The sequence below is a fragment of the Streptomyces hydrogenans genome (assembly GCF_014656075.1).
In the GTDB taxonomy this organism is placed as follows: Bacteria; Actinomycetota; Actinomycetes; order Streptomycetales; family Streptomycetaceae; genus Streptomyces; species Streptomyces hydrogenans.
Genome location: NZ_BNBS01000002.1, coordinates 96185 through 120420, shown reverse-complemented (window position 1 = coordinate 120420; position 24236 = coordinate 96185). Strand labels below are relative to the sequence as shown.

Genomic DNA, 24236 nt, shown 5'->3' with positions numbered 1-24236 from the left:
CGGGGCGGGTGGCGACGGCGCGGAGCCGACCTTAGGAAGCTCAAAGATCACTCACAAGGTGCAATCCTCGTGATTCAGAACTCAACAACCGTCTGACGGTCCGGCACGCAGCAGGCGCATGCCCCGGATCCCCTCGATGATCGAGTGATCCGCGTCACATGACGTCACAGTCGACGCCCTCCCGGTGTCTTGAGGTCGACCCCCTGAAGGGGACGGTCCGGGACGAGGGAGAGACACCATGGGCGGGAACACCGAGGTGGTCGTGATCGGCGGCGGGTACGCGGGCGTGATGGCGGCCAACCGGCTCACCGCGCGCGACGACGTGACCGTGACGGTGGTCAACCCCCGTCCGTCGTTCGTCCCCCGCCTCCGCCTCCACCAGGTGGTCGGCGGCAGCCACTCCGGGACCGTCCGGTACGAGGAGGTGCTGGCGGACCGCGTCCGGCTGGTGGTCGACTCGGTGGCCCGGATCGACGTCCACGCGCGCGTGGTCGTCCTGGAGTCGGGTGCCTCGGTCGGCTACGACCGCCTGGTCTACGCGGTCGGCTCCACCGGCGCCCGGCCGGCGGTCCCCGGCGTGGCCGAGCACGCCCACCAGGTCGCCGAGCTGGAGTCGGCCGAGCGGCTGAAGACCGCCGTCGCCGCCCTGCCCGCCGGAGTCCCGGTCACGGTCGTCGGCGCCGGCCCGACCGGGATCGAGACCGCCGCCGAGCTCGCCGAGGGCGGCCGTCCGGTGACGCTGGTCTGCGGCGGGGTCCTCGGCCCCTATCTGCACCCGAGGGCGCGGCGCTCGGCCGCCCGGCGGTTCGCGGCGCTCGGCGTGACCGTGCTCGACGGCCCCGGCACCAAGGTGACCGAGGTGACGGCACGGGCCGTCCGCCTGGCCGACGGCCGCACGGTCGACGGCGGCCTCACCGTCTGGACCGCAGGCTTCGGCGTCCCGGACCTGGCCGCCCGCAGCGGACTGAGCACCGACGCCGAGGGGCGCCTGCTCACCGACGAGACCCTCACCAGCGTCGACGACGAGCGGATCGTCGCGGCCGGGGACTGCTCGGCCCCCTCGGACCTGCCCTTCCGGATGAGCGCCTACGTCGCCGGCTGCCTCGGCGCGCACGCCGCCGACACGGTGCTGGCCCGGCTCGCGGGCGTCCGACCCGAGCCGGTGGACATGTCCTTCAACGCGATGTGCCTCAGCTTCGGCCGCCGGACGGCGATTTTCCAGATCGCGCACAAGGACGACCGGGCGATGCGAATCTACGTCGGCGGGCGTGCGGGGGCGAAGCTCAAGGAGCTGGCCTGCACGCTCAGCGTCAAGCACCTGACGGAAGAGGCCCGCGAGCCCGGCGCGCACTCCTGGCCCAAGGACGGCGGGCACCGGCCGCGGCTGCTGCGGGAGCGCGCGGTCGGCACGACGGACGTCCCCGAGCACGCGGCCTGACCGGCGGACCGAGAACGGGGAGACGAGAACATCATGAACGGCGAGCACACCACGGACCCGGCGACGGACAGCTTCGTCGCCCACCGGAACCTGCTCTTCACGGTGGCCTACGAGATGCTCGGCTCGGCCGCCGACGCCGAGGACGTCCTCCAGGAGACCTGGCTCCGCTGGACCGGCGTCGACCTGGAGCAGGTCCGCGACCGGCGGGCGTACCTCGTCCGCATCACCACCCGGCAGGCGCTCAACCGGCTCCGGACCGTGCAGCGCCGCCGCGAGGCGTACGTGGGGCCGTGGCTGCCCGAGCCGCTGCTGACCACGCCGGACGTGGCCGAGGACGTCGAGCTGACCGAGTCGGTGTCCATGGCGATGATGCTGGTCCTGGAGACCCTCACCCCGACCGAGCGGGCCGTCTTCGTGCTGCGCGAGGTCTTCGAGGTGGGGTACGACGAGATCGCGGCGGCCGTCGACAAGACCCCGGCCGCCGTCCGCCAGATCGCCCACCGGGCCCGTCGGCACGTCGACGCCCGGCGCCCCCGCACCACGGTCTCGGCCCGCGAGGCGCGGGCGGTCGTGGACTCCTTCCGGCGGGCGCTGGAGACCCGCGACCCCCAGGACTTCCTGGACCTGCTCGCCCCCGACATCGTCCTCGTCAGCGACGGCGGCGGGATCAAGCGGGCCGCGCTCCGCCCGGTCGTCGGCGCGGACCGGGTGACCCGCTTCTACCTCGGCGGCACCCTCAAGCACGACGCCACGGTCACCACCGAGCCGACCGTCGTCAACGGCGCCCCGGCCCTCGCCGTGCTCCTCGACGGCGAGCTGGACGGCGTGATGGCGCTGCGCGTCGAGGACGGCCGGATCAGCGGCCTCTACTACGTCCGCAACCCCGAGAAGCTCACCCACGTCATGGCCGAGACCTCCCTCACCCTCCGCTGACCCCCGCCCGCACCGGAAAGGACCCCGAGATGACCGGACCGACCGCTGTGACCGCAGGACCCCGCACCGCCTTCCCCAGGACCGTCAGGGCCGCGGTCGCCCTCCAGACCCTGGCCCTCTTCTTCCAGGCGAGCACCGCCGGCGCCCTGCTCGTCTCCTCGCACGGCGCGCTCCTCCACGACGTCGGCTCCCGGGTGATGTACGGCGCCTCGATGCTGTACGTGGTGGCCGCGGTGCTGGCCTGGCGGCGCGGCGGCGGCGGCCGCCCGGTCCTGTACGCCTCCGGCCTGCTGGCCCTGGCCTCGGTCCAGGTCGTCCTGGGCATCGCCCACCTGCCGGCCTTCCACGTGCCGCTGGGCGTCGCGATGGTCGCCCTCAGCACGTTGGACCTGGCCCGCACCCTGACCGGACCGGCCGGGACCCGGGCGGGCGCGCGGGTGCCCGGGCCGGCCTGACCCGGGCGGCGGCTCAGCCGAGCGGGTTCGCGGTGTCGCGGAGGGCGGCGAGGGCGGGCGCGTACATGCGGGCCTTGATGGTGCCGAGGGTGCCGCCCGCCTTGCCCGCCTGGGCCCCGGCCAGCTCGACGGCGGTCGCGCGGACGGCGTCCTCGGCGACCGCGTGGTCGACGATGCCGGCCGCCTCGGCGTCGGTCCCGCCGTAGCGGTGGGCGGTGACCATGGCGCGGTGGGCGGTCGACGGCGTCAGCCGGGACTGGATCAGCGCGGACATCCCGGGGGTGAAGGGGATGTCGATGTCCGCCTCGGGCAGGCACCAGAAGCCCCGGTCGCCGCGCATGACGCGGAAGTCGTGGGCGAGGGAGAGCATCGCGCCGGCGGCGAAGGTGTGGCCCTGGAGCGCGGCCACGGTGACCAGCGGCAGGGACAGCATCCGCGCGAACAGCCGGTGGACGGAGACGACGTACTCCTGGTGCCGGTCGGCGTGGGCCAGCAGCCACTCCAGGTCCAGGCCGTTCGAGTAGAACTTCCCGGTCGCGGCGGTGACCAGCGCCCGGGGGCCCTCGGCCTTCTCCACCTCGTCGAGGGCGGCGTCGACGGCGGCGATCCAGTCCGGGTGGAAACGGTTCTCCCCGTCCCCGAGGTCGAGGACGAAGACGTGGTCGTGACGGTCGAGCGTGGGCATGACGACTCCTCACACGGGCACGGAAACCCTGGTTACCGACCAGTAAGTTAGGGTGTGCGGCCGCCCCTGTGCAAGAGATCACGCGAAAAGCCCCTCCGCGCTGCGTACCCGCAGCTCGGAGGGGCTTTTACGTCCGGTGGAGCCTAGGGGAGTCGAACCCCTGACATCTGCCATGCAAAGACAGCGCTCTACCAACTGAGCTAAGGCCCCGGAACGAGGACAGCGTACCGGTTCTCCCCCGGTCCCGGGCAAAAGGTGGGGACTCCCGATGAACGACCACGCTCCGTAAGATGCTGACCGAGGTTCGCAGTGGCGAACCGCAGGGATGGGGAGAAGTGATGGACGCAGCGCAGCAGGAAGCCACGGCAAGAGCCAGAGAGCTTCAGCGCAGTTGGTACGGGGAGCCGCTGGGGGCGCTCTTCCGTCGGCTGATCGACGATCTCGGGCTCAACCAGGCCAGGCTGGCCGCCGTGCTCGGGCTCTCCGCGCCCATGCTGTCCCAGCTGATGAGCGGCCAGCGCGCCAAGATCGGCAACCCGGCCGTCGTCCAGCGCGTCCAGGCCCTCCAGGAACTCGCCGTGCAGGTCGCCGACGGCAGCGTCAGCGCCGCCGAGGCCACCGACCGCATGGACGAGATCAAGAAGTCCCAGGGCGGCTCCGTCCTCACCGGCACCACCGGCCAGACCACCAACGGATCCGGCGCCCCGACCGTGCGCCGCGTGGTCCGCGAGATCCAGTCCCTGTTGCGCTCCGTGGCCGCCGCGGGCGACATCATCGACGCCGCCGACTCCCTCGCCCCGGCCCACCCCGAACTGGCAGAGTTCCTCCGGGTGTACGGCGCCGGACGCACCGCCGACGCGGTCGCCCACTACGAGTCGCACCAGAACTGACACGGCACACGCACGACGGACGACGGACGACGGACGGGGAGCGGGCGCAGCGCGATGGGTGAGGTCTTCGCCGGCAGGTACGAACTGGTCGACCCGATCGGACGGGGCGGGGCCGGCGCGGTCTGGCGCGCCTGGGACCACCGCCGCCGCCGCTACGTGGCGGCCAAGGTGCTCCAGCAGAGCGACGCCCACACGCTGCTGCGTTTCGTCCGGGAGCAGGCGCTGCGGATCGACCATCCGCACGTCCTCGCCCCGGCCAGCTGGGCCGCCGACGACGACAAGGTCCTCTTCACGATGGACCTGATCTCCGGCGGCTCGCTCGCCCACGTCATCGGCGACTACGGCCCGCTGCCGCCCCGCTATGTCTGCACCCTCCTCGACCAGCTGCTCTCGGGCCTGGCGACGGTGCACGCGGAGGGCGTCGTCCACCGGGACATCAAGCCGGCCAACATCCTGATGGAGGCCACCGGTACGGGTCGGCCGCACCTGCGGCTGTCGGACTTCGGCATCTCGATGCGCAAGGGCGAACCCCGGCTCACCGAGACCAACTACGTGGTGGGCACGCCCGGTTACTTCGCACCCGAGCAACTCCTCGGCGCCGAGCCCGACTTCACCGCGGACCTGTACGCCGTCGGTCTGGTCGCGCTCTATCTGCTGCACGGCACCCGGCCGGACTCGCAGGCCCTCGTGGAGCACTTCCTGACCCACGGCACCCCGCCGGCCCCCGCGAGCGTCCCCGAGCCGCTGTGGCAGGTCCTGGCCGGGCTGCTCCAGCCCGACCCGCAGGCCCGCTTCCGGACGGCCACGGGCGTGCGCAAGGCCCTTGAGGCCGCCGTGGAGATGCTGCCCGAGCCGGAGGCCGGCGAGGAGCCGGTGGAGATCCTCGACCAGCTCGGCCCGCTGCCGGCCGGCTTCGGACCCGAGGGCCCGGCCGCCCGCCCGGTCCAGGACGCCGCGCCGCCGGTCCAGGACGCCCCGCCGGCCCCACCGGTCCCGCCCGCCGCCGTACCGCCCGCGCAGGCCCCCCAGGCGTACGGCGAGCCGTACCGGGACGCCGAGCGGAACCCGTACCGGCAGCAGTACCCGCCGGCGCCCGGGGCCTCCGAGACGGGCAGCTTCCACCTGCCCCCGCCGGCCGCCCGCACCGTGCCCCCCTTCGCCCCCTCCGGCCCGCACGCCCCGGCGCATCCCTACGCCCCCACGCACGCCTACACCGCTCAGCCCGCCCGGCACCCCGAGCCGGCCCCGACGACGGCCCCGGAGCGCCGTCCGGGACCGCCCCCGAAGGTGGCGGTCCCGGTGCTGCTGCTCGCGCTGGTGTCGCTGGCGGTCGGTTTCTGGGCGCTGACCCAGGTCTGAGTCAGCGGGCCGCCCGGCGCGCCCACAGGGTCCAGCCGCCGAGGCCGACGAGCAGGACGGTGCCGAGGCCGAGGCCGCCCGCCGCGACGGCCACCATCGTGGAGTCGCCGGTGACCTCCGCGCCCGTCGCGCCGCTCGCGGCGGCCTTCCGGTCGTCCTTGGTCACCTGGAAGACGCCGGGGTCACCGTCGTAGCCGGGGCCCTGCCGGCGGTCGCCGCGGACGGTGACCCGCAGGATCAGCGGCACCGGCCCGTCGCCGTACTCCTGGGCGATCTCCGGGCTGAGGGTGGCGGTCAGGTAGTACCAGCCGGCGAACCGCATGCCGGTCGTGGCGGACTCGTACGAGGAGCGGTTCTTGTGGTCGACCGGCCGCCGCGGGGCGAGGGTGGCCGTGGCGGGGTCGCCGCTGAAGCCGACCGTCTGGAGGTCGACGAAGCCGCGCGCCGGGTTGTCGAGGCCGAGCGCGAGCGCGTAGCTCACCAGGTCGTCGCCCTTGTCGCTGCTGCCCAGCTCGGCACTGGCGAACAGCTGCTGGCCCCAGTCGACGGGCACCCGCCAGAAGAGCGTCTGGCCGGGCCGGATGTCCGCCCGCCACTCGCCGGTGTCCAGGGAGACGGCGTCGTGGAAGCCGTTCCCGCCCTGCCGTTCCCTCGGCTCGCCGGCGACCGGCTCGGGCGTTCCCGACGGCCAGGAGTCGGGCAGCTTGTCCGGCCCGTTCTGCTTCAGGAGCGGCTCGGTGACGTGCTGGAGCTCCAGCTCCCAGTCGTCCGGGGTGGAGGTCGCGTCCGACTCGCGCTCGACGATCACGTAGTACGTGCCGGCCTCCTGGCAGGAGGAGACGTCCGGGTGGACGATCCGCTGGGCGTAGGCGGTCAGCGGCCGGACGTACTCGCCGGATCCGAAGCTGACGTCCTGGTAGCCGCACGTGGTGCCGGAGCCGTCCTGGATGGTGATCTTGAAGCCGTCGCCGTAGGCGGTCTTCCCGCCCGGCTGGGGGACGGCGACCGCGGAGACGTACGAGTTCCTCAGCGTGTCCAGGTGGAGCCGGTAGTAGAGCTTGCCGTCCTTCTTGAGGGTGTCCCGATAGGTCTTGCCGGGATCCATCGGCTTGGCGTCGGCGCTGGAGGCGGCGCCCGCGATCCGTTGCGCCGCGGGGTCGAAGGAGTACGCGGGCGGGGGAGCGCTCTCGGCCGCCCGCGCGGGCAGCGCGGTGAGGGTGCCCACCGCGGCGGCGGCCGTGAGGAGCGCCGCGACCTTCCGCGTCCCGGCCGTCCTCCCCCGGCGCCCGGTCCCGTCCCCCGCCGTGGCCCCCGCCTGCGTGCTCACGCGCTTCTCCTCGTCGTGTCCGTCACCGTGCCCCGCCCCGGGCCCGCCGGACGCCGAGGAGGACCCCCGCGAGCAGGAGGAGCGCCCCGCCGCCGACCGCCAGGGCCGTCGTGCCGGACCATCCTGCCCCGCTCGCGCCTCCGGTGTCCGCATCGGGGCCGGATTCACCCGGGCCCTTCGCGTCCTTCGGGGCCGCCACGCGCGCGTGGTGCTCGGGTCCCGCCTTCTCGTCCCCCCAGGACCGCGCTCCGCGGGCAGGAGCCCCCGTCGTCGGTCGGGGAAGCCCCGGACGCGGGAAAATCCCCGCGCACGCCTCTCCACGATCTGTCGACTTTGCCAGAGCAAGCAGATGATTTGCTTCGGTGAACTCAAGGACCGCGTGTCACGGTCGTCGAACAGCGCGTACCGGACAGAGCCCGCGCCAGGGGCCGACGGAGGGGCGGAAACGCCGAGATCCCGGCCGCGCGGTGCGCGCGGCCGGGATCTCGGTTCTCAGCTGGGGTGGGTCTCAGACACCGGAGCCGGACGGGACCGAGTCGGTCGCCTCCGTCCACAGGTCCTGCTCGGCGCGATCCGCCTGGATCTGGCGGTACACGAGGAGACCGCCGATGGCGGCCAGTGCGACCAGGAGCAGCTTCTTCACCGCGCGACCTCGTCTTTCGTTGACGTAGGAGACTTCTGACGCCCACTCTACACAGCGACCGATACCGATCGGTGACCTAGGGGAGCGCCAAACCTCACGTGCCGAGATCGACCCGGACGGTGGAATCCCCGGGTGGATCACTCCCGCGCGGCGGGCGGGCGTCCCCCACGCGCCCCGGGCCCGCCGACCGGGAACGCCGGGCCGGCGCGGCCTCCGGCGGCCTGCGGTCGCGCCGCACACGCGTGGCGGTGATCCTGGCAGAGGAGCGCGGCCGACGTCGCACAGGCGTTGTGCGCCGGTGACCTCGCGGGACAGGAAGGTGGCGGCCATGGCAGCGACGCCGAAGGAGACACCGCGCGGGTACGGGGGACCGGGCGGCGACCACGGGCTCAGCGGCCCCACCGTCTTCGCGGGTGCCGCCCTGATGCTCAGCGGGCCGCTGAGCATCCTCATGGGCGCGGCCGGCATCGCCAGGGACAACATCTTCGCCGCGTCGAGCTACATCTACCGCTTCGACCTCACCGCGTGGGGCTGGATCCACATCGTGGTCGGAGTGGTCCTCGTCGCCGCCGGCCTGGGGGTGGTGAGCAACCAGAGCTGGGGCCGCGCAGCGGGCATGGCGGCGGCGGGAGTGAGCCTGATCACCCAGTTCATGTTCATCCCGTACTACCCGGCGTGGGCCATCTCCGTGATGGCGCTCGACCTCGCGATCATCTTCGCTCTGGCGCGGTTCCACGTCGGAAGCCATTGACCGGAACGGCCCCGGCAGCCGTCCACGCGAAAGGCCCCCGGTCAATGGACCGGGGGCCTTTCGTGCTGTGGGGCTAACAGGATTTGAACCTGTGGCCTCATCCTTATCAGGGATGCGCTCTAACCAACTGAGCTATAGCCCCGCCGCGCTTCGCGGTTTGTTTCCCGCCGCGCTGACTCCTGAACATTAGCGCACGTGGGGGCCAGTCCCAAAATCGGTTCCCGGACCGGCCCCGCCCGTCCTACTCGTCCTCGGCCAGCGTCAGCTCGACGCCGCCGACGAAGCCCGCCGACAGGTTGTAGATGAACGCGCCGAGGGTCGCCAGGGCCGTCATCAGGACCACGTCGATCACCGCGATCACCGAGGTGAACATCAGGACCCGCGGCAGCGACAGGAAGGACTGCAGGTCGAAGCCGTTGGACTCGTTGGAGCCCGTGGCCTCGCTGATCGTCCCGCCGACCGTCGAGAAGACGCCCATGGCGTCCATGACCATCCACAGCACGGCCGCCGCGACGACCGTGCAGATGCCCAGCGCGATGGAGAGCAGGAAGCTCACCTTCATGACCGACCACGGGTCGGCCTTCGCCACCCGCAGCCGCGCCTTGCGGGTGCGGGGCGTGGTGCGTGCCCCGGTCCGCGGCCGGCGCACCGCGCCGGTGTTGCCGCCCCGCGCCTGGCCGCCCGTCGCCGGAGCGCCGTACGCCTGCGGCGGGTGGTACGGGCCGCCCTGCTGCTGCGCGCCCTGACGCTCGCCGGGCAGCGCCCCGCTGTAGGTCTCGTAGGGGGGCTGCTGCCCCCGAGTGTCCGTCACCGCACCCCCCTGGGAGTCCGTGGCCGAGCCACGGGCGCCGTACGCTCCAGCACCTGCAGAAGCTCCGGCAGCCGCCGATCCGGCGCCCGTGGCTCCACTCACGCTCTACTCCTCGTGATTCCCGGTCGCAGGCTCCGTGCCCTCGACCGATGCCTCGGCCTCGGCTGCCTCAAGGGCACCCTCGGCGTCGACGACGTCGTCGCCGTCCTCGTCCTCGCTGCCGGCCTCGGCGTTCCGTGCGATGCCGACGACGGCATCGCGCTTGCCCAGGTTGATCAGCTGGACGCCCATGGTGTCACGGCCGGTCTCCCTGACTTCGTTGACTCGCGTGCGAATCACACCGCCGGAGAGCGTGATGGCGAGGATCTCGTCGGTCTCCTCGACCACCAGCGCGCCCACGAGCGAGCCGCGGTCCTCCACGATCTTGGCGGCCTTGATGCCGAGGCCGCCACGACCCTGGACGCGGTACTCGTCGACGGGGGTGCGCTTGGCGTACCCGCCGTCCGTCGCGGTGAAGACGAACGTACCGGGCCGGACGACATTCATCGAGAGCAGTTCGTCGCCTTCGCGGAAACTCATGCCCTTGACGCCCGAGGTGGCGCGGCCCATCGGGCGCAGCGCGTCGTCCGTGGCGGTGAAGCGGATCGACTGCGCCTTCTTGGAGACCAGCAGCAGGTCGTCCTCGGAGGAGGCCAGCTCGGCGCCGATCAGCTCGTCGGCGACGCCCTCGGCGCCGTTGTCCCGCTCGCGCAGGTTGATGGCGATCACGCCGCCGGAGCGCGGGGAGTCGTAGTCCTTCAGCGCGGTCTTCTTCACCAGGCCGGAGCGGGTGGCGAGGACCAGGTAGGGCGCGGCCTCGTAGTCGCGGATCGCCAGGATCTGGGCGATCTGCTCGTCCGGCTGGAAGGCCAGCAGGTTGGCCACGTGCTGGCCGCGGGCGTCCCGGCCGGCGTCCGGCAGTTCGTACGCCTTGGCCCGGTAGACCCGGCCCTTGTTGGTGAAGAAGAGCAGCCAGTGGTGGGTGGTGGAGACGAAGAAGTGGTCGACGATGTCGTCCTGCTTCAGCTTCGTCCCGCGCACGCCCTTGCCGCCGCGCTTCTGCGACCGGTAGTCCTCGGTCTTGGTGCGCTTCACGTAGCCGCCACGCGTGATGGTGACGACGATGTCCTCCTCGGCGATGAGGTCCTCGATGGACATGTCACCGTCGAAGGGCACCAGCTTGGAGCGCCGGTCGTCGCCGAACTTGTCGACGATCGCGGCCAGTTCCTCGCTGACGATGGCCCGCTGCTTCTCGGGCGAGGCGAGGATCGCGTTGTACTCGTTGATCTTCGCCTGGAGCTCGTCGTGCTCGGCGATGATCTTCTGGCGCTCCAGGGCGGCGAGCCGGCGGAGCTGCATCTCCAGGATCGCGTTGGCCTGGATCTCGTCGATCTGGAGGAGGCCCATCAGGCCCTCGCGGGCGACCTCGACCGTGTCGCTGCGCCGGATGAGGGCGATGACCTCGTCGATCGCGTCGAGGGCCTTGAGGAGGCCGCGCAGGATGTGGGCGCGCTCCTCGGCCTTGCGCAGCCGGAACTTCGTCCGGCGGACGATGACCTCGATCTGGTGCGTCACCCAGTGGCGGATGAACGCGTCCAGGGAGAGGGTGCGCGGCACGCCGTCGACGAGCGCCAGCATGTTGGCGCCGAAGTTCGTCTGGAGGTCGGTGTGCTTGTACAGGTTGTTGAGGACGACCTTGGCGACGGCGTCCCGCTTGAGCACGATGACCAGGCGCTGGCCGGTCCGGGACGAGGTCTCGTCGCGGACGTCGGCGATGCCGCCGATCTTGCCGTCCTTCACCAGGTCGGCGATCTTCTGCGCGAGGTTGTCCGGGTTGACCTGGTAGGGCAGCTCGGTGACCACCAGGCACTGGCGGTTCTGGATCTCCTCGACCTCGACGACCGCGCGCATCGTGATGGAGCCGCGCCCGGTGCGGTACGCCTCCTCGATGCCCTTGCGGCCGACGACGAGCGCGCCGGTGGGGAAGTCGGGGCCCTTGATCCGCTCGATGAGCGCGTCGAGGAGCTCCTCGTGGCTGGCCTCGGGGTGGGCCAGGTACCACTGGGCGCCCTCGGCGACCTCGCGGAGGTTGTGCGGCGGGATGTTGGTCGCCATGCCGACCGCGATGCCGGCGGAGCCGTTGACCAGGAGGTTGGGGAAACGGGCCGGGAGGACCGTCGGCTCCTGGTTGCGGCCGTCGTAGTTGTCCGTGAAGTCGACGGTCTCCTCGTCGATGTCGCGGACCATCTCCATCGACAGCGGCGCCATCTTGCACTCGGTGTAGCGCATGGCGGCGGCCGGGTCGTTGCCCGGGGAGCCGAAGTTGCCGTTGGAGTCGACGAGCGGCATCCGCATCGACCAGTGCTGGGCGAGGCGGACGAGCGCGTCGTAGATCGAGGAGTCGCCGTGCGGGTGGTAGGTACCCATGACGTCGCCGACGACGCGGGCGCACTTGTAGAAGCCCTTCTCGGGCCGGTAGCCGCCGTCGTACATCGCGTACAGCACGCGCCGGTGGACGGGCTTGAGGCCGTCGCGGACGTCGGGCAGCGCGCGGGACACGATGACGGACATCGCGTAGTCGAGGTACGAGCGCTGCATCTCGGTCTCGAGCCCGACGGGCTCGATCCGCAGCTGCGGGCCCTCTTCGTCGGTGGTCACAGGGGGGTTCTCGTCGGCCATTGCTGGTCGTCAGTCCTTTCGTACGGTCAGCTGAGACCGACTCAGATGTCGAGGAAGCGAACGTCCTTGGCGTTGCGCTGGATGAAGGAGCGCCGTGCCTCGACGTCCTCGCCCATCAGCACCGAGAAGAGGTCGTCGGCCTGGGCGGCGTCGTCCAGGGTGACCTGGCCGAGGACGCGGTGCTCGACGTCCATGGTGGTGACGCGCAGCTCCTCGGCGTTCATCTCGCCGAGACCCTTGAAGCGCTGGATCGAGTCGTCCTTGATCCGCTTGCCCGCCTGCTTGCCGAGCTCGACGAGCGCGTCGCGCTCGCGGTCCGAGTAGGCGTACTCGAAGTCCTCCCGGCCCCACTTGATCTTGTAGAGCGGCGGGCGGGAGAGGTACACGTGCCCGTGCTCGATCAGCGGCCGCATGAAGCGGAAGAGGAAGGTGAGCAGCAGGGTGTTGATGTGCTGGCCGTCGACGTCGGCGTCCGCCATCAGGATGATCTTGTGATAGCGGAGCTTCTCGATGTCGAAGTCCTCGTGGACGCCGGTGCCGAAGGCGGAGATCAGCGCCTGGACCTCGGTGTTCTGGAGGATCTTGTCGATGCGGGCCTTCTCGACGTTCAGGATCTTGCCGCGGATCGGCAGGATGGCCTGGTACATCGGGTTCCGGCCGGACTTGGCGGAGCCGCCGGCGGAGTCACCCTCGACGATGAAGATCTCGCACTTGGTGGGGTCGTTCGACTGGCAGTCGGAGAGCTTGCCCGGGAGGGAGGCCGACTCCAGGAGACCCTTGCGGCGGGTGAGGTCGCGGGCCTTGCGGGCGGCCACGCGCGCGGTGGCGGCCTGGATGCCCTTGCGGATGATGTCCGCGGCCTCGTTCGGGTTGCGGTCGAACCAGTCCGTCAGGTGCTCGTGGACGACCTTCTGGACGAAGGTCTTCGCCTCGGTGTTGCCGAGCTTGGTCTTGGTCTGGCCCTCGAACTGCGGCTCGCCGATCTTGATCGAGATGATCGCGGTCAGACCCTCGCGGATGTCGTCGCCGGTGAGGTTGTCGTCCTTCTCGCGGAGCAGCTTCTTCTCGCGCGCGTACTTGTTGACGAGCGTCGTCAGCGCGGCGCGGAAGCCCTCCTCGTGGGTACCGCCCTCGTGGGTGTGGATCGTGTTGGCGAAGGAGTACACGCCCTCGCTGTACGACGAGTTCCACTGCATCGCGATCTCGGCGGAGAGCAGGCGCTCCTTGTCCTCGGCCTCGATGTCGATGACGGTCGGGTTGACCAGCTCGCCCTTGCGCGAGTTGAGGTACTTCACGAAGTCGACGATGCCGCCCTCGTAGTGGTACGTCACCGTGCGGGCGGCCGGCTCGGCGGCCGCCTCGGCGTCCGGGTCGTCGGCGCCGACCGTGGCCTTGGCGGAGTCGCGCTCGTCGGTGAGCGTGATCGTCAGGCCCTTGTTGAGGAAGGCCATCTCCTGGAAGCGGCGCGAGAGCGTCTCGAAGGAGTACTCGACCGTCTCGAAGATGTCCGGGTCGGACCAGAACGTGACCGAGGTACCGGTCTCGGAGGTCTCCTCGTGCTGCGCGAGGGGCGCGGTGGGGGCGCCCATCTTGTAGTCCTGGGTCCAGCGGTGGCCGTCGGTCTTGATCTCCACCGAGACCTTGGTGGAGAGCGCGTTGACGACGGAGACGCCGACGCCGTGCAGACCGCCGGAGACCGCGTAGCCGCCGCCGCCGAACTTTCCGCCCGCGTGGAGGACCGTCAGCACGACCTCGACGGCCGGCTTGCCCTCGGACGCGACGATGCCGACGGGGATGCCGCGGCCGTTGTCGACGACGCGCACGCCGCCGTCGGGCAGGATCGTCACGTCGATGGTGTCCGCGTGGCCGGCCAGGGCCTCGTCGACCGAGTTGTCGACGACCTCCTGCACCATGTGGTGCAGACCGCGCTCGCCGGTCGAGCCGATGTACATGCCGGGGCGCTTGCGCACCGCATCCAGGCCCTCCAAGACCTGGATGTTGCTGGCGGTGTACTGGTTGTTCTCGTTGGGGTTGCCGGAATCGGCCACGAAGCGCCCTTTCTGGCACAGCACAGGCCGTGCTCCGGGCATAGGGGAGCCGGCTGCGTCGTTCGACAGTTCCGCAGTGTGGCGGGATTGTCTTCCAGTCTACCGGTACCGCCGACACTCATGGGGGTTTGCCGGTACCTGAATGCGCATGTGCCGCCCTCCGCGGCCCCGAGACGACTCCCCATATCCGGACAGGGGCTCCAGGGGCCTCTGACGGCCACCTAGCGCTTCGGGTGGTGACGGGTAGTGGGCGGCCCCGCCGCCCTCGTCGTGGGCAGGGGTTCCGCGGGCCGGGGGTCCCCCGGACGGAGGCCGGAAGAGGGCGGGCACAGCGCCGAGCGCACGGCGCCCGACGGTCCGGACCCGCGCTTCCGGGACCTCTCGGCCGTGTCAGCCGTACGTGTCCCCGGGCCCCATGGACCCGGGCGCCCGCAGCGGCCCGTACCGCCGCGCCCCCGCACCGGGCCCGAGCACCTTGATCAGCCGGACCGTCCCGTGTCCCAGGTCCTCGTTCAGCCGCGCCACCAGCGTCGGCGCGAGCAGCCGCAGCTGCGTGGCCCACGCGGTCGAGTCGCACTGCACGGTCAGCACCCGCGCGTCCGGCTCCTCCTCGTACTTCACCGGTACGCAGTGCTTCGCCAGGTCCTCGCCGACGATCTGCGGCCAGCGGCCCATGACTCCGCCGACGGCCGCCGGGGTCTCCCAGCCGCGCTCGGCGAGCAGCCGGTTGATCGCGGCGCCGAGCGCCATCGGGTCGCGCCCGTCGGCGCGCGCCCCGGAGCGCAGGCCGCCCCCGCGCCTGGCCTGCTTCTTCTGCTGCGCGGCCGCGCCACGCGCGCGTGCCTGCTCCTTGGCGGCGCGCAGGGCGACCCGGGCGAGGTCCACCCCGGAGGGTTCGGGAGCCGCGGGCTTGTCCACAGGCTGTGGGGAAGTTTCGCCGGTGTCGCTCATACGCGTTCCACCGTCCCTCCGGTCACCGCGTACCGCGTCCCGGCCAGGACGTCCGGCACGTCGTCGTCGACCGCTGCCGTCACCAGCACCTGCTCGCCGTGGGCCACCAGCTCCGCGAGCCGCTCGCGCCGGCGCGCGTCCAGCTCGGCGAAGACGTCGTCGAGGACCAGGACGGGCTCGTTGCCCTCGGAGCGCAGCAGGTCGTACGAGGCGAGGCGGAGCGCCAGCGCGTACGACCAGGACTCGCCGTGGCTCGCGTACCCCTTGGCGGGCAGGTCGCCGAGGCGCAGCAGCAGCTCGTCGCGGTGCGGGCCGACCAGGGTGACCCCGCGCTCGATCTCCTGCTTGCGGGCCTCCGCGAGGGCGGCGATCAGCTGCTCGTACAGCTCCTCGCGGGTGTGTCCGGTGCCGGGGGCGGAGGGGCGGTACTCCAGCAGAATCGGTCCGCCGCCGGGGGCGAGCTGTTCGTACGCCTTGTCCGCGAGCGGCTGGAGGGTGTGGACGAGATCGAGCCGCTGGGCGAGGAGCTCGGCGCCGGCCCGGGCCAGGTGCTGGTCCCAGACGTCGAGCGTGGACAGGTCCATGCCCCGGCCGCCGTGCCGGCGTGCCATCGCGGCGGACTTCAGCAGGGTGTTCCGCTGCTTCAGCACGCGCTCGTAGTCGGAGCGCACACCCGCCATGCGCGGCGCGCGCGCCGTGATCAGCTCGTCGAGGAAGCGCCGGCGCTCGCCGGGGTCGCCCTTGATCAGCGACAGGTCCTCGGGCGCGAACAGCACGGTCCGCACGATGCCGAGCACGTCACGGGGCCTGACCTGCGAGGACCTGTTGATGCGGGCGCGGTTGGCGCGGCCCGGGTTGAGTTCCAGCTCGACCAGCTGGGAGCGCTCGCCCTGGGTGACGGCGGCCCGGATGACGGCGCGCTCGGCGCCCATCCGCACCAGCGGGGCGTCCGAGGCGACGCGGTGGCTGCCGAGGGTCGCGAGATAGCCGACGGCCTCGACGAGATTGGTCTTCCCCTGGCCGTTCGCCCCCACGAACGCGGTGACGCCCGGGTCGAGGGGTACCTCGGCCCGGGCGTACGAGCGGAAGTCGGCCAGCGAGAGATGCGTGACGTGCATGGTGGGCGCCGGCCTTCCCCCGGTCGCTGTGCACCGGGTGGTGCACAGCCTGTGGATTGCTACTTCTTCTCGACCGCGTGGCCGCCGAACTGGTTGCGCAGCGCGGCGATCATCTTCATCTGCGGCGAGTCGTCCTGCCGGGAGGCGAACCGCGCGAACAGCGACGCGGTGATCGCCGGCAGCGGGACGGCGTTGTCGATGGCGGCCTCGACGGTCCACCGGCCCTCGCCGGAGTCCGACGCGAAGCCGCGCAGCTGGTCCAGGTGCTCGTCCTCGTCGAGGGCGTTGACCGCGAGGTCCAGCAGCCAGGAGCGGATGACCGTGCCCTCCTGCCAGGAGCGGAAGATCTCGCGGACGTTCTCCACGGAGTCGACCTTCTCCAGCAGCTCCCAGCCCTCGGCGTAGGCCTGCATCATCGCGTACTCGATGCCGTTGTGGACCATCTTCGCGAAGTGGCCCGCGCCGACCTTGCCGGCGTGGACGGCACCGTACGGGCCCTCGGGCTTGAGCGCGTCGAAGATCGGCTGGACCTTCGCGACGTCCTCGGCGGAGCCGCCGTACATCAGGGCGTAGCCGTTCTCCAGGCCCCAGACGCCGCCGGAGACACCGCAGTCGACGAAGCCGATGCCCTTGGCGGCGAGCTCCTCGGCGTGCTTCTCGTCGTCGGTCCAGCGGGAGTTCCCGCCGTCCACGACGATGTCGCCGGGGGAGAGCAGCTCCGCCAGCTCGTCGACGGTGGACTGGGTCGCCGCACCGGCGGGGACCATGACCCACACGACGCGCGGACCCTTGAGCTTGCCCACAAGCTCTTCGAGGCTGTGGACATCGGCGAGGTCCGGGTTGCGGTCGTATCCGATGACGGTGTGGCCTGCGCGGCGGATGCGCTCGCGCATGTTGCCGCCCATCTTGCCGAGACCGACGAGACCGAGCTCCATCAGAGTGTTCCTTAAGCGTCGTGTGCGGTTCCTACCCGGGTCCGAGCCTACGCCCGGACCCGGCCGCACACCTGTGGGGTCAGCCGCTCAGTCGAACCCCCGGAGCGCAGGTCAGCCGCTCAGCCGCACCGGCATGATCAGGTACTTGTAGGCGTCGTCCGCCTCCGCGTCCACGGCCGGGCGGCCGCTCAGCAGCGCCGGCTTCGTGGAGGTCGTGAAGGAGAGCTGGGCGACCGGGGAGTCGATCGCGCTCAGGCCGTCCAGCAGGAAGGTCGGGTTGAAGGCGATCGAGATGTCGTCGCCGTCCAGCTGCGCGTCGACCCGCTCCACAGCCTGTGCGTCGTCGCTGGAACCGGCCTCCAGGATGAGGACGCCCTGCTCGAAGCTGAGGCGGACCGGGGTGTTGCGCTCGGCGACCAGGGCCACGCGCTTCACGGCCTCCACGAAGGGGGCGGTCTCGATCACCGCGACCGAGTTGAACTCGGTGGGGAAGAGCGTGCGGTACTTCGGGAGGTCGCCCTCCAGGAGGCGGGTGGTGGTGCGGCGGCCCGCGCCCTCGAAGCCGATCAGGCCCTCGCCCTTGCCGGAGCCGGAGAGCGCCAGGGTGACCGTGTCACCGCTCGTGAGCGCCTTGGCGGTGTCCAGGAGGGTCTTCGCGGGCACCAGGGCGACCGCGGAGGCGTCCGGGGACTCCGGCTTCCACAGGAACTCGCGGACCGCGAAGCGGTAGCGGTCGGTGGAGGCCAGGGTGACCGTGTCGCCCTCGATCTCGATGCGCACACCGGTGAGGACGGGCAGCGTGTCGTCACGGCCCGCGGCGATGGCCACCTGGGCGGCGGCGGCGGCGAAGACCTCGCCGGGCACGGTGCCGGTCGCGGTGGGCATCTCCGGCAGCGCCGGGTACTCCTCCACAGGGAGGGTGTGGAGGGTGAAGCGGGAGGAGCCGCAGACCACGGTCGCCCGTACACCGTCTGTGGAGATCTCCACCGGACGGTTGGGGAGGGCGCGGCAGATGTCGGCGAGGAGGCGGCCGGAGACGAGGACGGTGCCGTCCTCCTCGACCTCGGCCTCGACGGAGACGCGGGCGGAGACCTCGTAGTCGAAGCTCGAGAAGCTCAGCGCGCCGTCCTCGGCCTTCAGCAGAAGGCCGGCGAGCACAGGCGCCGGCGGACGGGCCGGAAGGCTGCGGGCCACCCACGCCACCGCCTCCGCGAGTACATCGCGCTCCACCCGGATCTTCACCGGAACCGCCTCCTGCTTGTTGCTGGCTCTTCGTCGACTGCGGGATCCAGTCTGACGTACGCCGCCGACACTCGGTGCGGCTCGGGGTCAAGTCGCGACGAGAGCGCGTCGGGGCTCCGGCGCCGAGTTGTGCACAGCCCCCGCTTCAAAGCGATTCTCGGGCTAACTATGAGTGGCAGTAGTAGTAGGTCCTGTGGAAACCGTGGATAACGTCGTCCACGCAGGTCAGAGCCAGTTTTTTGTCCACTGCCCCTGTGGGTGGAACCAGTGGATAACCACGGTTCTCTGTGGACGCCGGAAAGTTCTGCACACCCCATGCACAGGCAAGGGGGAGTTCTCCCCAGTGCTGTCCCCAGCTTTCCCCAGGTTCCCCACAGGCCAAACGTCTCCCTTGGTGTGACGCCTTTCACTCCTACCGGTGAGATGGGCCGTGGTGTTGCCGAACAGTGGACAGCGGTGTGGAGAAGCTGTGGGCAACAGGCCCGTCCCTGTGGGCAGCCGGTGGACAACTCTCCGGGCCCCCTGTGGACGAAGGATTCATCCACAGCCTGTGGACATCGGTTGCCAACAAATCCACACCCCTCTGAACTGGAGTGATGATCTGTCACCAGCCCGGCCTGTGGACAGAATCCGGATAACTCGCCAGTCCCCACCCTGTGGACGCGAGATCATCCCGCAATCTGTGGAGAACCCGCCACCGGAACGAAGTAATCGAACGCTGCTGTCCGGGGCAGGGAGCCGTCACGGCGTCCATCCGCCACCGGAGGAGCCTCCGGAGAGCGCGAAACGGTGCCTCGGACAGCGCGAAACGGCGTCCCGTACCGCGCCGGACGGCCCTCCGGACGCCCCTCCGGGCCAACGCCGAAGGGCGCCCCGGGAGGTGTCCCGGAACGCCCTTCGGAGGTTCCACGGCCGCGACAGGGCGGCGGTACGGCAGCAAGGGGCAGCGGTACGGCGGCGGCCCGACGGCGGTACCGCTGCCGGGCCGAGCCGGTACGGCAGCCGCACGGAGCCCTGTCAGCCGTTCTTGATGCGGTTGGTCAGCTCGGTGACCTGGTTGTAGATGGAGCGCCGTTCCGCCATCAGGGCACGGATCTTCCGGTCCGCGTGCATGACGGTCGTGTGGTCGCGCCCGCCGAACTGCGCGCCGATCTTCGGCAGCGACAGGTCCGTCAGCTCCCGGCACAGGTACATGGCGATCTGGCGGGCCGTCACCAGCACCCGGCTGCGCGAGGAACCGCAGAGGTCCTCCACCGTCAGCCCGAAGTAGTCGGCCGTGGCCGCCATGATGGCCGGCGCCGTGATCTCCGGCGACGAGTCCTCGCCGCCCGGGATCAGGTCCTTGAGGACGATCTCGGTGAGCCCCAGGTCCACCGGCTGCCGGTTGAGGCTCGCGAAGGCCGTCACCCGGATCAGCGCGCCCTCCAGCTCACGGATGTTCCGCGAGATCCGGGAGGCGATGAACTCCAGCACCTCCGGCGGGGCGTTCAGCTGCTCCTGCACCGCCTTCTTGCGGAGGATCGCGATCCGCGTCTCCAGCTCCGGCGGCTGCACGTCGGTGGTGAGCCCCCACTCGAAGCGGTTGCGCAGCCGGTCCTCCAGGGTCACCAGCTGCTTGGGCGGCCGGTCCGAGGAGAGCACGATCTGCTTGTTCGCGTTGTGCAGGGTGTTGAAGGTGTGGAAGAACTCCTCCTGCGTCGACTCCTTGCTCGCGAGGAACTGGATGTCGTCGACGAGCAGGATGTCCACGTCGCGGTAGCGCTTGCGGAAGGCGTCGCCCTTGCCGTCGCGGATCGAGTTGATGAACTCGTTGGTGAACTCCTCCGAGCTCACGTACCGCACGCGCGTGCCGGGGTAGAGGCTCCGCGCGTAGTGCCCGATGGCGTGCAGCAGGTGGGTCTTGCCGAGCCCCGACTCGCCGTAGATGAAGAGCGGGTTGTACGCCTTCGCCGGCGCCTCGGCCACCGCGACCGCGGCCGCGTGGGCGAAGCGGTTCGAGGAACCGATGACGAAGGTGTCGAAGAGGTACTTGGGGTTCAGCCGCGCGTGCGGCTCGCCGGGCCCGCCGGAGCCGGAGCCCGTACCAGATCCGCCGAGGGAGCCCTGGCCGATGCCGGGGCCGACACCGCCGCCGCCCGGGCCGGGACCGGGGCGCGGGCCGGCTCCCGGGGGCTCGTGGATCTCGGCGCGCTCGGGCCGCTGCGGCTGCTCGTAGCCGCGGGAGGGCTCGTCGTAGCGCGGGCGCCCGGTCTGCTCCGGAGAGGCCGGACCGGTGTACGGGGCGCGCTCGGGGAAGCCGCCGAGGCGCGGCTGCTGCCAGGAGAGGTCCTCCTGGGACCGCGGCCAGGCGCCCGGCTCGGGGCGCGGCGGCTGCTGGTAGTCCGGATAGGCCGGGCGCGCGGTGGGCAGCCCGTCGTCGGGCAGCGCGCGGTGACCGTACGCGTCGTACTTCTCGTACGCCTCCGGCTGCGGACGCTCCTCGTAGCGGGGCTGCGGCGGCCGGCCAGGGGAGGGCACGGGGGGCTGCTCGCCGACGGAGTCGTCGACGGTGATCGCGATCCGGATCGGGCGGCCGCACTCATGGCTGAGGGTCTCGCTGATCAGGGGGGCCAGCCGGCCCTCCAGGACGCGCTTGCCCCATTCGTTGGGGACCGCGAGCAGCGCCGTGTCCGCGACCAGCGCGAGCGGCTGGCAGCGCTCGATCCACTGCTTGTCCTTGGGCTCGATGCCCTGCTGTCCTTCTCCGAGCAGCTGGTCGAGCACGCGTGGCCACACTGCGGCAAGATCGGCAGGTACGTCAGCCACGGGGCACGCTTTCTCGCAGGTCCCACGAAGGTGTGGTTCTCGGGACGATAAGAACAGAACGGAAGAGTTAGTCGAGTCCAGCCAAGGTAGTCGGGGCGGCTGACGTGGTTCAAGTTGTTGTCCACAGCCTGTGCACAAGCGGCCCTGTCGACGGGTCGGTTTGACCGGATGGCGTAACCGCGCGTACCGTAACGAGGTCGAGTTGTCGATGGCTGCTGCCGCCTGCCTCCGATGGGCGAAGGTCACCGTAGTGTGACTGTGAAGCGGTGCACTCGGGCGTATTGCGAGCTACTCGTGGGCGCACGGTGACAGCCAGGCGATGTCCCGCCACCACCCGAATCATTTCTGGAGCCCCCGAGTGAGCAAGCGCACCTTCCAGCCGAACAACCGTCGTCGCGCGAAGACCCACGGTTTCCGCCTGCGCATGCGTACCCGTGCCGGCCGCGCCATCCTGGCGAACCGCCGTGCCAAGGGTCGCGCGAGCCTGTCCGCCTGATCCACCTAAACAGGTCATGACGTGCTGCCTACCGAGAATCGGCTGAGGCGGCGCGAGGACTTCGCAACCGCGGTACGTCGAGGACGCCGGGCCGGTCGCCCGCTCCTCGTCGTCCACCTACGAAGCGGTGCAACGGACCCGCACGCGCCTGGGGAGAGCGCTCCCCCGACGCGTGCGGGTTTCGTCGTGAGCAAGGCCGTGGGCGGTGCGGTCGTCCGCAACCAGGTGAAGCGTCGTCTGCGCCACCTCGTCCGCGACCGGCTGTCCGCGCTGCCCCCCGGTAGCCTGGTGGTCGTACGGGCGTTGCCCGGAGCCGGTGACGCCGACCACGCCCACCTGGCCCGCGACCTGGACGCCGCCCTCCAGCGGCTGCTGGGAGGGGGTACGCGATGAAGTACCCGTTCCTCGCCCTCATCAAGCTGTACCAGTGGACGATCAGCCCTCTCCTGGGCGACGTCTGCCGGTACTACCCGTCGTGTTCCCACTACGGATTCACGGCCATAGACCGGCATGGCGCGATCAAGGGCATCGCCCTGACCGCCTGGCGCATCCTGCGGTGCAACCCGTGGTCGCCCGGCGGAGTGGACCATGTCCCCCCGCGGAAGCGTCCGCGCTGGCACGAGATGCTCAGGAACGCGCTGCGCGGCGACAAGGGCGGGATCTCCGCCGAGACGAGCCCGGCCGCAGAGACCTCGCCCAATGCTCAAGGAGCCTGATTAGTGGACACGATTGCCAGTCTGTTCAGCTTCATCACCTGGCCCGTTTCCTGGGTCATCGTCCAGTTCCACAAGCTGTACGGAGCCATCTTCGGCCCCGACACGGGCTGGGCCTGGGGTCTGTCCATCGTGTCCCTCGTGGTGCTGATCCGCATCTGCCTGATCCCGCTCTTCGTGAAGCAGATCAAGTCGACGCGGAACATGCAGGCGCTCCAGCCGAAGATGAAGGCGATCCAGGAGCGCTACAAGAGCGACAAGCAGCGTCAGTCCGAAGAGATGATGAAGCTGTACAAGGAGACGGGCACCAACCCGCTCTCCTCGTGCCTTCCCATCCTCGCCCAGTCGCCGTTCTTCTTCGCCCTGTACCACGTGCTGTCCAACATCGCGTCGGGCAAGGTCATCGGCGTCATCGACCAGCCGCTGCTGGAGAGTGCCCGTAAGGCGCACATCTTCGGCGCCCCGCTCGCCTCGAAGTTCACCGACAGCGCCGCCGAGGTGGCCGCTCTCGACGCCTCGCTGACCTCGGTCCGCATCGTCACCGCGGTCATGATCATCATGATGTCGGCCTCGCAGTTCTTCACCCAGCGCCAGCTGATGATGAAGAACGTCGACCTCTCGGTGAAGACCCCGTACATGCAGCAGCAGAAGATGCTCATGTACATCTTCCCGGTGATCTTCGCCGTCATGGGCATCAACTTCCCCGTCGGTGTCCTCGTCTACTGGCTGACCACCAACGTGTGGACCATGGGCCAGCAGATGTACGTGATCAACCAGAACCCGACCCCGGGCAGCAAGGCGCAGGACTCCTACCTCCAGCGCCTGCTGAAGAGCGTCACTCAGCACGGTGAGATCCGCAGCCGGCGCCACAAGGCCGTCGTCAAGGCGATCGTCGCCAAGGGCTCCGACCGCAACGAGAACGAGCGCCGCTTCATCGGCGGTCTCGCCAAGGCCGGCTTCGCCGCCCAGGCCGACGGCACCGTGGTGAAGAGCGACGCCGCCGTGGCCGAGGCCGAGGGCACCGCCGCCCCCAAGCGGCAGCAGCCCAAGCGCCAGTCGAAGGCCCAGCGCCAGTCCGGCGGACACCAGGCCAAGAGCGACGACGAGACCGTCGAGGAGACGGCCGAGGAGTCCGCGGGCGAGGCCGCCCAGGACACCGAGCCGAAGACCTCGCTGGAGAAGAAGCCCGAGACGCCCGCCAAGGGCGGCCCGCAGGGCGGACGCAGCCGCGCCAACTCCGGCGGCTCCCGTCAGCGCAAGGGCCAGCAGCGGCCCAAGCACCCGTCCTCCAAGAAGTAAGCGTCCCCGTAGCTAGAAGGAGACCGTCCGTGACGGAAGGCACCACCTCCGCCGCCGAGGGTGGCGACACCCTGACCCGCCTGGAGCAGGAGGGTGAGATCGCGGCCGACTACCTTGAGGGCCTGCTCGACATCGCCGACCTCGACGGCGACATCGACATGGACGTCGAGGCCGACCGGGCCGCGGTCTCGATCGTCAGCGACTCCGGCGGCCGCGACCTGCAGAAGCTCGTGGGCCGCGACGGCGAGGTGCTGGAGGCGCTCCAGGAGCTGACCCGCCTGGCCGTGCACCGGGAGACCGGCGACCGCAGCCGCCTGATGCTCGACATCGCCGGCTTCCGCGCGCAGAAGCGCACGGAGCTGGCCCAGATCGGCGCCAAGGCCGCGGACGAGGTCAAGTCCTCCGGTCAGCCGGTCAAGCTGGACCCGATGACCCCGTTCGAGCGCAAGGTCGTGCACGACGCGGTCGCCGCCGCCGGTCTGCGCAGCGAGTCCGAGGGCGAGGAGCCGCAGCGCTTCGTCGTCGTCCTCCCTGCCTGACCCCTCCCCTCGCGTCGGCCCCGTCTGTTCGCAGACGGGGCCGATCTTTGTCAGCCTGATAGTTCAGCCACTCAGCCACC

General features: G+C 70.8%; 22 protein-coding genes, 2 tRNA genes and 1 pseudogene. 11 read left to right on the top strand and 14 right to left on the bottom strand.

Annotated elements, in window-relative coordinates:
* Window positions 1–238 precede the first annotated feature (238 nt).
* From IE321_RS01990 to IE321_RS01980, 3 genes are read left to right on the top strand one after another with little or no spacing between them, the layout of a single operon-like run.
* On the top strand, window positions 239–1438 hold the full coding sequence (locus IE321_RS01990; RefSeq protein ID WP_190221478.1) for an NAD(P)/FAD-dependent oxidoreductase: 1200 nt from the start codon (window positions 239–241) through the stop codon (window positions 1436–1438).
* 33 nt (window positions 1439–1471) lie between these two features.
* Window positions 1472–2371 carry an RNA polymerase sigma-70 factor gene (locus IE321_RS01985; RefSeq protein WP_190221477.1) on the top strand — a complete coding sequence of 300 codons (900 nt, stop codon included), beginning with the start codon at window positions 1472–1474 and terminating at the stop codon, window positions 2369–2371.
* A 29-nt stretch (window positions 2372–2400) separates the two neighbouring features.
* Window positions 2401–2826: a hypothetical protein gene (locus IE321_RS01980; RefSeq protein ID WP_051841851.1), complete on the top strand. Its 426-nt coding sequence runs from the start codon at window positions 2401–2403 to the stop codon at window positions 2824–2826.
* A 13-nt stretch (window positions 2827–2839) separates the two neighbouring features.
* Here the strand turns inward: IE321_RS01980 and IE321_RS01975 are convergent, their stop codons facing one another.
* Complete coding sequence (locus tag IE321_RS01975) at window positions 2840–3511, bottom strand: enoyl-CoA hydratase-related protein (RefSeq protein WP_190221476.1); 672 nt, start codon at window positions 3509–3511, stop codon at window positions 2840–2842.
* A gap of 137 nt (window positions 3512–3648) precedes the next feature.
* A tRNA-Ala gene (locus IE321_RS01970) sits at window positions 3649–3721 on the bottom strand.
* A 128-nt stretch (window positions 3722–3849) separates the two neighbouring features.
* Here IE321_RS01970 and IE321_RS01965 point away from each other — a divergent pair.
* Both IE321_RS01965 and IE321_RS01960 read left to right on the top strand, forming a co-directional pair.
* The gene (locus tag IE321_RS01965; protein WP_043222744.1) at window positions 3850–4401 is read left to right on the top strand and encodes a helix-turn-helix domain-containing protein; all 552 of its coding nucleotides are present in this window, start codon (window positions 3850–3852) and stop codon (window positions 4399–4401) included.
* Between the two features lie 54 nt (window positions 4402–4455).
* Entirely contained in the window at window positions 4456–5760 is a 1305-nt protein-coding gene (locus IE321_RS01960; RefSeq protein WP_190221475.1) for a serine/threonine-protein kinase, read from the top strand.
* 1 nt (window position 5761) lies between these two features.
* On the opposite strand, the gene IE321_RS01955 is transcribed toward IE321_RS01960, so the two are convergent.
* A complete protein-coding gene (locus tag IE321_RS01955; RefSeq protein WP_226652168.1) occupies window positions 5762–7087 on the bottom strand; it encodes a hypothetical protein in 1326 nt (441 codons plus the stop codon).
* Window positions 7088–7595: 508 nt separating this feature from the next.
* Window positions 7596–7730: a DLW-39 family protein gene (locus IE321_RS01950; protein WP_208809277.1), complete on the bottom strand. Its 135-nt coding sequence runs from the start codon at window positions 7728–7730 to the stop codon at window positions 7596–7598.
* Between the two features lie 328 nt (window positions 7731–8058).
* On the opposite strand from IE321_RS01950, the gene IE321_RS01945 reads away from it, so the two are divergent.
* Complete coding sequence (locus tag IE321_RS01945) at window positions 8059–8481, top strand: DUF7144 family membrane protein (protein WP_226652171.1); 423 nt, start codon at window positions 8059–8061, stop codon at window positions 8479–8481.
* A gap of 68 nt (window positions 8482–8549) precedes the next feature.
* Here the strand turns inward: IE321_RS01945 and IE321_RS01940 are convergent.
* From IE321_RS01940 to IE321_RS43355, 10 genes and pseudogenes are all read right to left on the bottom strand, one after another.
* Window positions 8550–8623 (bottom strand) — tRNA-Ile (locus IE321_RS01940).
* Between the two features lie 99 nt (window positions 8624–8722).
* Window positions 8723–9292, bottom strand: coding sequence for a DUF3566 domain-containing protein (locus IE321_RS01935; protein ID WP_043222739.1), 570 nt, complete (start codon window positions 9290–9292; stop codon window positions 8723–8725).
* 105 nt (window positions 9293–9397) lie between these two features.
* On the bottom strand, window positions 9398–12010 hold the full coding sequence (gyrA, locus tag IE321_RS01930; protein WP_190221474.1) for a DNA gyrase subunit A: 2613 nt from the start codon (window positions 12008–12010) through the stop codon (window positions 9398–9400).
* 41 nt (window positions 12011–12051) lie between these two features.
* Window positions 12052–14082: a DNA topoisomerase (ATP-hydrolyzing) subunit B gene (gene gyrB / locus IE321_RS01925; RefSeq protein WP_043222735.1), complete on the bottom strand. Its 2031-nt coding sequence runs from the start codon at window positions 14080–14082 to the stop codon at window positions 12052–12054.
* 366 nt (window positions 14083–14448) lie between these two features.
* A complete protein-coding gene (locus IE321_RS01920; RefSeq protein ID WP_043222733.1) occupies window positions 14449–15009 on the bottom strand; it encodes a DciA family protein in 561 nt (186 codons plus the stop codon).
* The gene (gene recF / locus IE321_RS01915; RefSeq protein WP_190221473.1) at window positions 15006–16127 is read right to left on the bottom strand and encodes a DNA replication/repair protein RecF; all 1122 of its coding nucleotides are present in this window, start codon (window positions 16125–16127) and stop codon (window positions 15006–15008) included. Before recF ends, IE321_RS01920 begins: the two co-directional genes overlap by 4 nt.
* 59 nt (window positions 16128–16186) lie before the next feature.
* A complete protein-coding gene (gnd, locus tag IE321_RS01910; RefSeq protein WP_043222730.1) occupies window positions 16187–17062 on the bottom strand; it encodes a phosphogluconate dehydrogenase (NAD(+)-dependent, decarboxylating) in 876 nt (291 codons plus the stop codon).
* A gap of 111 nt (window positions 17063–17173) precedes the next feature.
* The gene (gene dnaN, locus IE321_RS01905; RefSeq protein WP_031003097.1) at window positions 17174–18304 is read right to left on the bottom strand and encodes a DNA polymerase III subunit beta; all 1131 of its coding nucleotides are present in this window, start codon (window positions 18302–18304) and stop codon (window positions 17174–17176) included.
* Window positions 18305–19321: 1017 nt separating this feature from the next.
* Entirely contained in the window at window positions 19322–21109 is a 1788-nt protein-coding gene (gene dnaA / locus IE321_RS01900) for a chromosomal replication initiator protein DnaA (RefSeq protein ID WP_190221472.1), read from the bottom strand.
* Window positions 21052–21234: pseudogene (locus IE321_RS43355) on the bottom strand (hypothetical protein); the annotation flags it as partial. The pseudogene IE321_RS43355 and the gene dnaA, both read right to left, overlap by 58 nt.
* Window positions 21235–21467: 233 nt before the next feature.
* Between IE321_RS43355 and rpmH the strand changes: the two are divergent.
* Genes rpmH through IE321_RS01875 form a run of 5 tightly spaced genes read left to right on the top strand, consistent with a single transcriptional unit; the run spans window position 21468 to window position 24156 of the window.
* Window positions 21468–21605 carry a 50S ribosomal protein L34 gene (gene rpmH / locus IE321_RS01895; RefSeq protein ID WP_015659252.1) on the top strand — a complete coding sequence of 46 codons (138 nt, stop codon included), beginning with the start codon at window positions 21468–21470 and terminating at the stop codon, window positions 21603–21605.
* A 21-nt stretch (window positions 21606–21626) separates the two neighbouring features.
* Entirely contained in the window at window positions 21627–21998 is a 372-nt protein-coding gene (rnpA, locus tag IE321_RS01890; RefSeq protein WP_043222725.1) for a ribonuclease P protein component, read from the top strand.
* The gene (gene yidD / locus IE321_RS01885) at window positions 21995–22321 is read left to right on the top strand and encodes a membrane protein insertion efficiency factor YidD (protein WP_030493766.1); all 327 of its coding nucleotides are present in this window, start codon (window positions 21995–21997) and stop codon (window positions 22319–22321) included. The genes rnpA and yidD overlap by 4 nt, the downstream gene beginning before the upstream one ends.
* A gap of 3 nt (window positions 22322–22324) precedes the next feature.
* A complete protein-coding gene (gene yidC / locus IE321_RS01880) occupies window positions 22325–23617 on the top strand; it encodes a membrane protein insertase YidC (protein ID WP_043222722.1) in 1293 nt (430 codons plus the stop codon).
* A gap of 29 nt (window positions 23618–23646) precedes the next feature.
* Entirely contained in the window at window positions 23647–24156 is a 510-nt protein-coding gene (locus tag IE321_RS01875; protein ID WP_043222720.1) for a Jag family protein, read from the top strand.
* The last annotated feature ends 80 nt before the right edge of the window (window positions 24157–24236 follow it).

Bases quoted from the DNA above. Each gene is read 5' to 3' on its own strand.
- IE321_RS01990 (WP_190221478.1), top strand. From the start codon at position 239: ATGGGCGGGAACACCGAGGTGGTCGTGATCGGCGGCGGGTACGCGGGC.
- IE321_RS01985 (WP_190221477.1), top strand. From the start codon at position 1,472: ATGAACGGCGAGCACACCACGGACCCGGCGACGGACAGCTTCGTCGCC.
- IE321_RS01980 (WP_051841851.1), top strand. From the start codon at position 2,401: ATGACCGGACCGACCGCTGTGACCGCAGGACCCCGCACCGCCTTCCCC.
- IE321_RS01975 (WP_190221476.1), bottom strand. From the start codon at position 3,511: ATGCCCACGCTCGACCGTCACGACCACGTCTTCGTCCTCGACCTCGGG.
- IE321_RS01965 (WP_043222744.1), top strand. From the start codon at position 3,850: ATGGACGCAGCGCAGCAGGAAGCCACGGCAAGAGCCAGAGAGCTTCAG.
- IE321_RS01960 (WP_190221475.1), top strand. From the start codon at position 4,456: ATGGGTGAGGTCTTCGCCGGCAGGTACGAACTGGTCGACCCGATCGGA.
- IE321_RS01945 (WP_226652171.1), top strand. From the start codon at position 8,059: ATGGCAGCGACGCCGAAGGAGACACCGCGCGGGTACGGGGGACCGGGC.
- gyrA (WP_190221474.1), bottom strand. From the start codon at position 12,010: ATGGCCGACGAGAACCCCCCTGTGACCACCGACGAAGAGGGCCCGCAG.
- IE321_RS01920 (WP_043222733.1), bottom strand. From the start codon at position 15,009: ATGAGCGACACCGGCGAAACTTCCCCACAGCCTGTGGACAAGCCCGCG.
- recF (WP_190221473.1), bottom strand. From the start codon at position 16,127: ATGCACGTCACGCATCTCTCGCTGGCCGACTTCCGCTCGTACGCCCGG.
- gnd (WP_043222730.1), bottom strand. From the start codon at position 17,062: ATGGAGCTCGGTCTCGTCGGTCTCGGCAAGATGGGCGGCAACATGCGC.
- yidD (WP_030493766.1), top strand. From the start codon at position 21,995: ATGAAGTACCCGTTCCTCGCCCTCATCAAGCTGTACCAGTGGACGATC.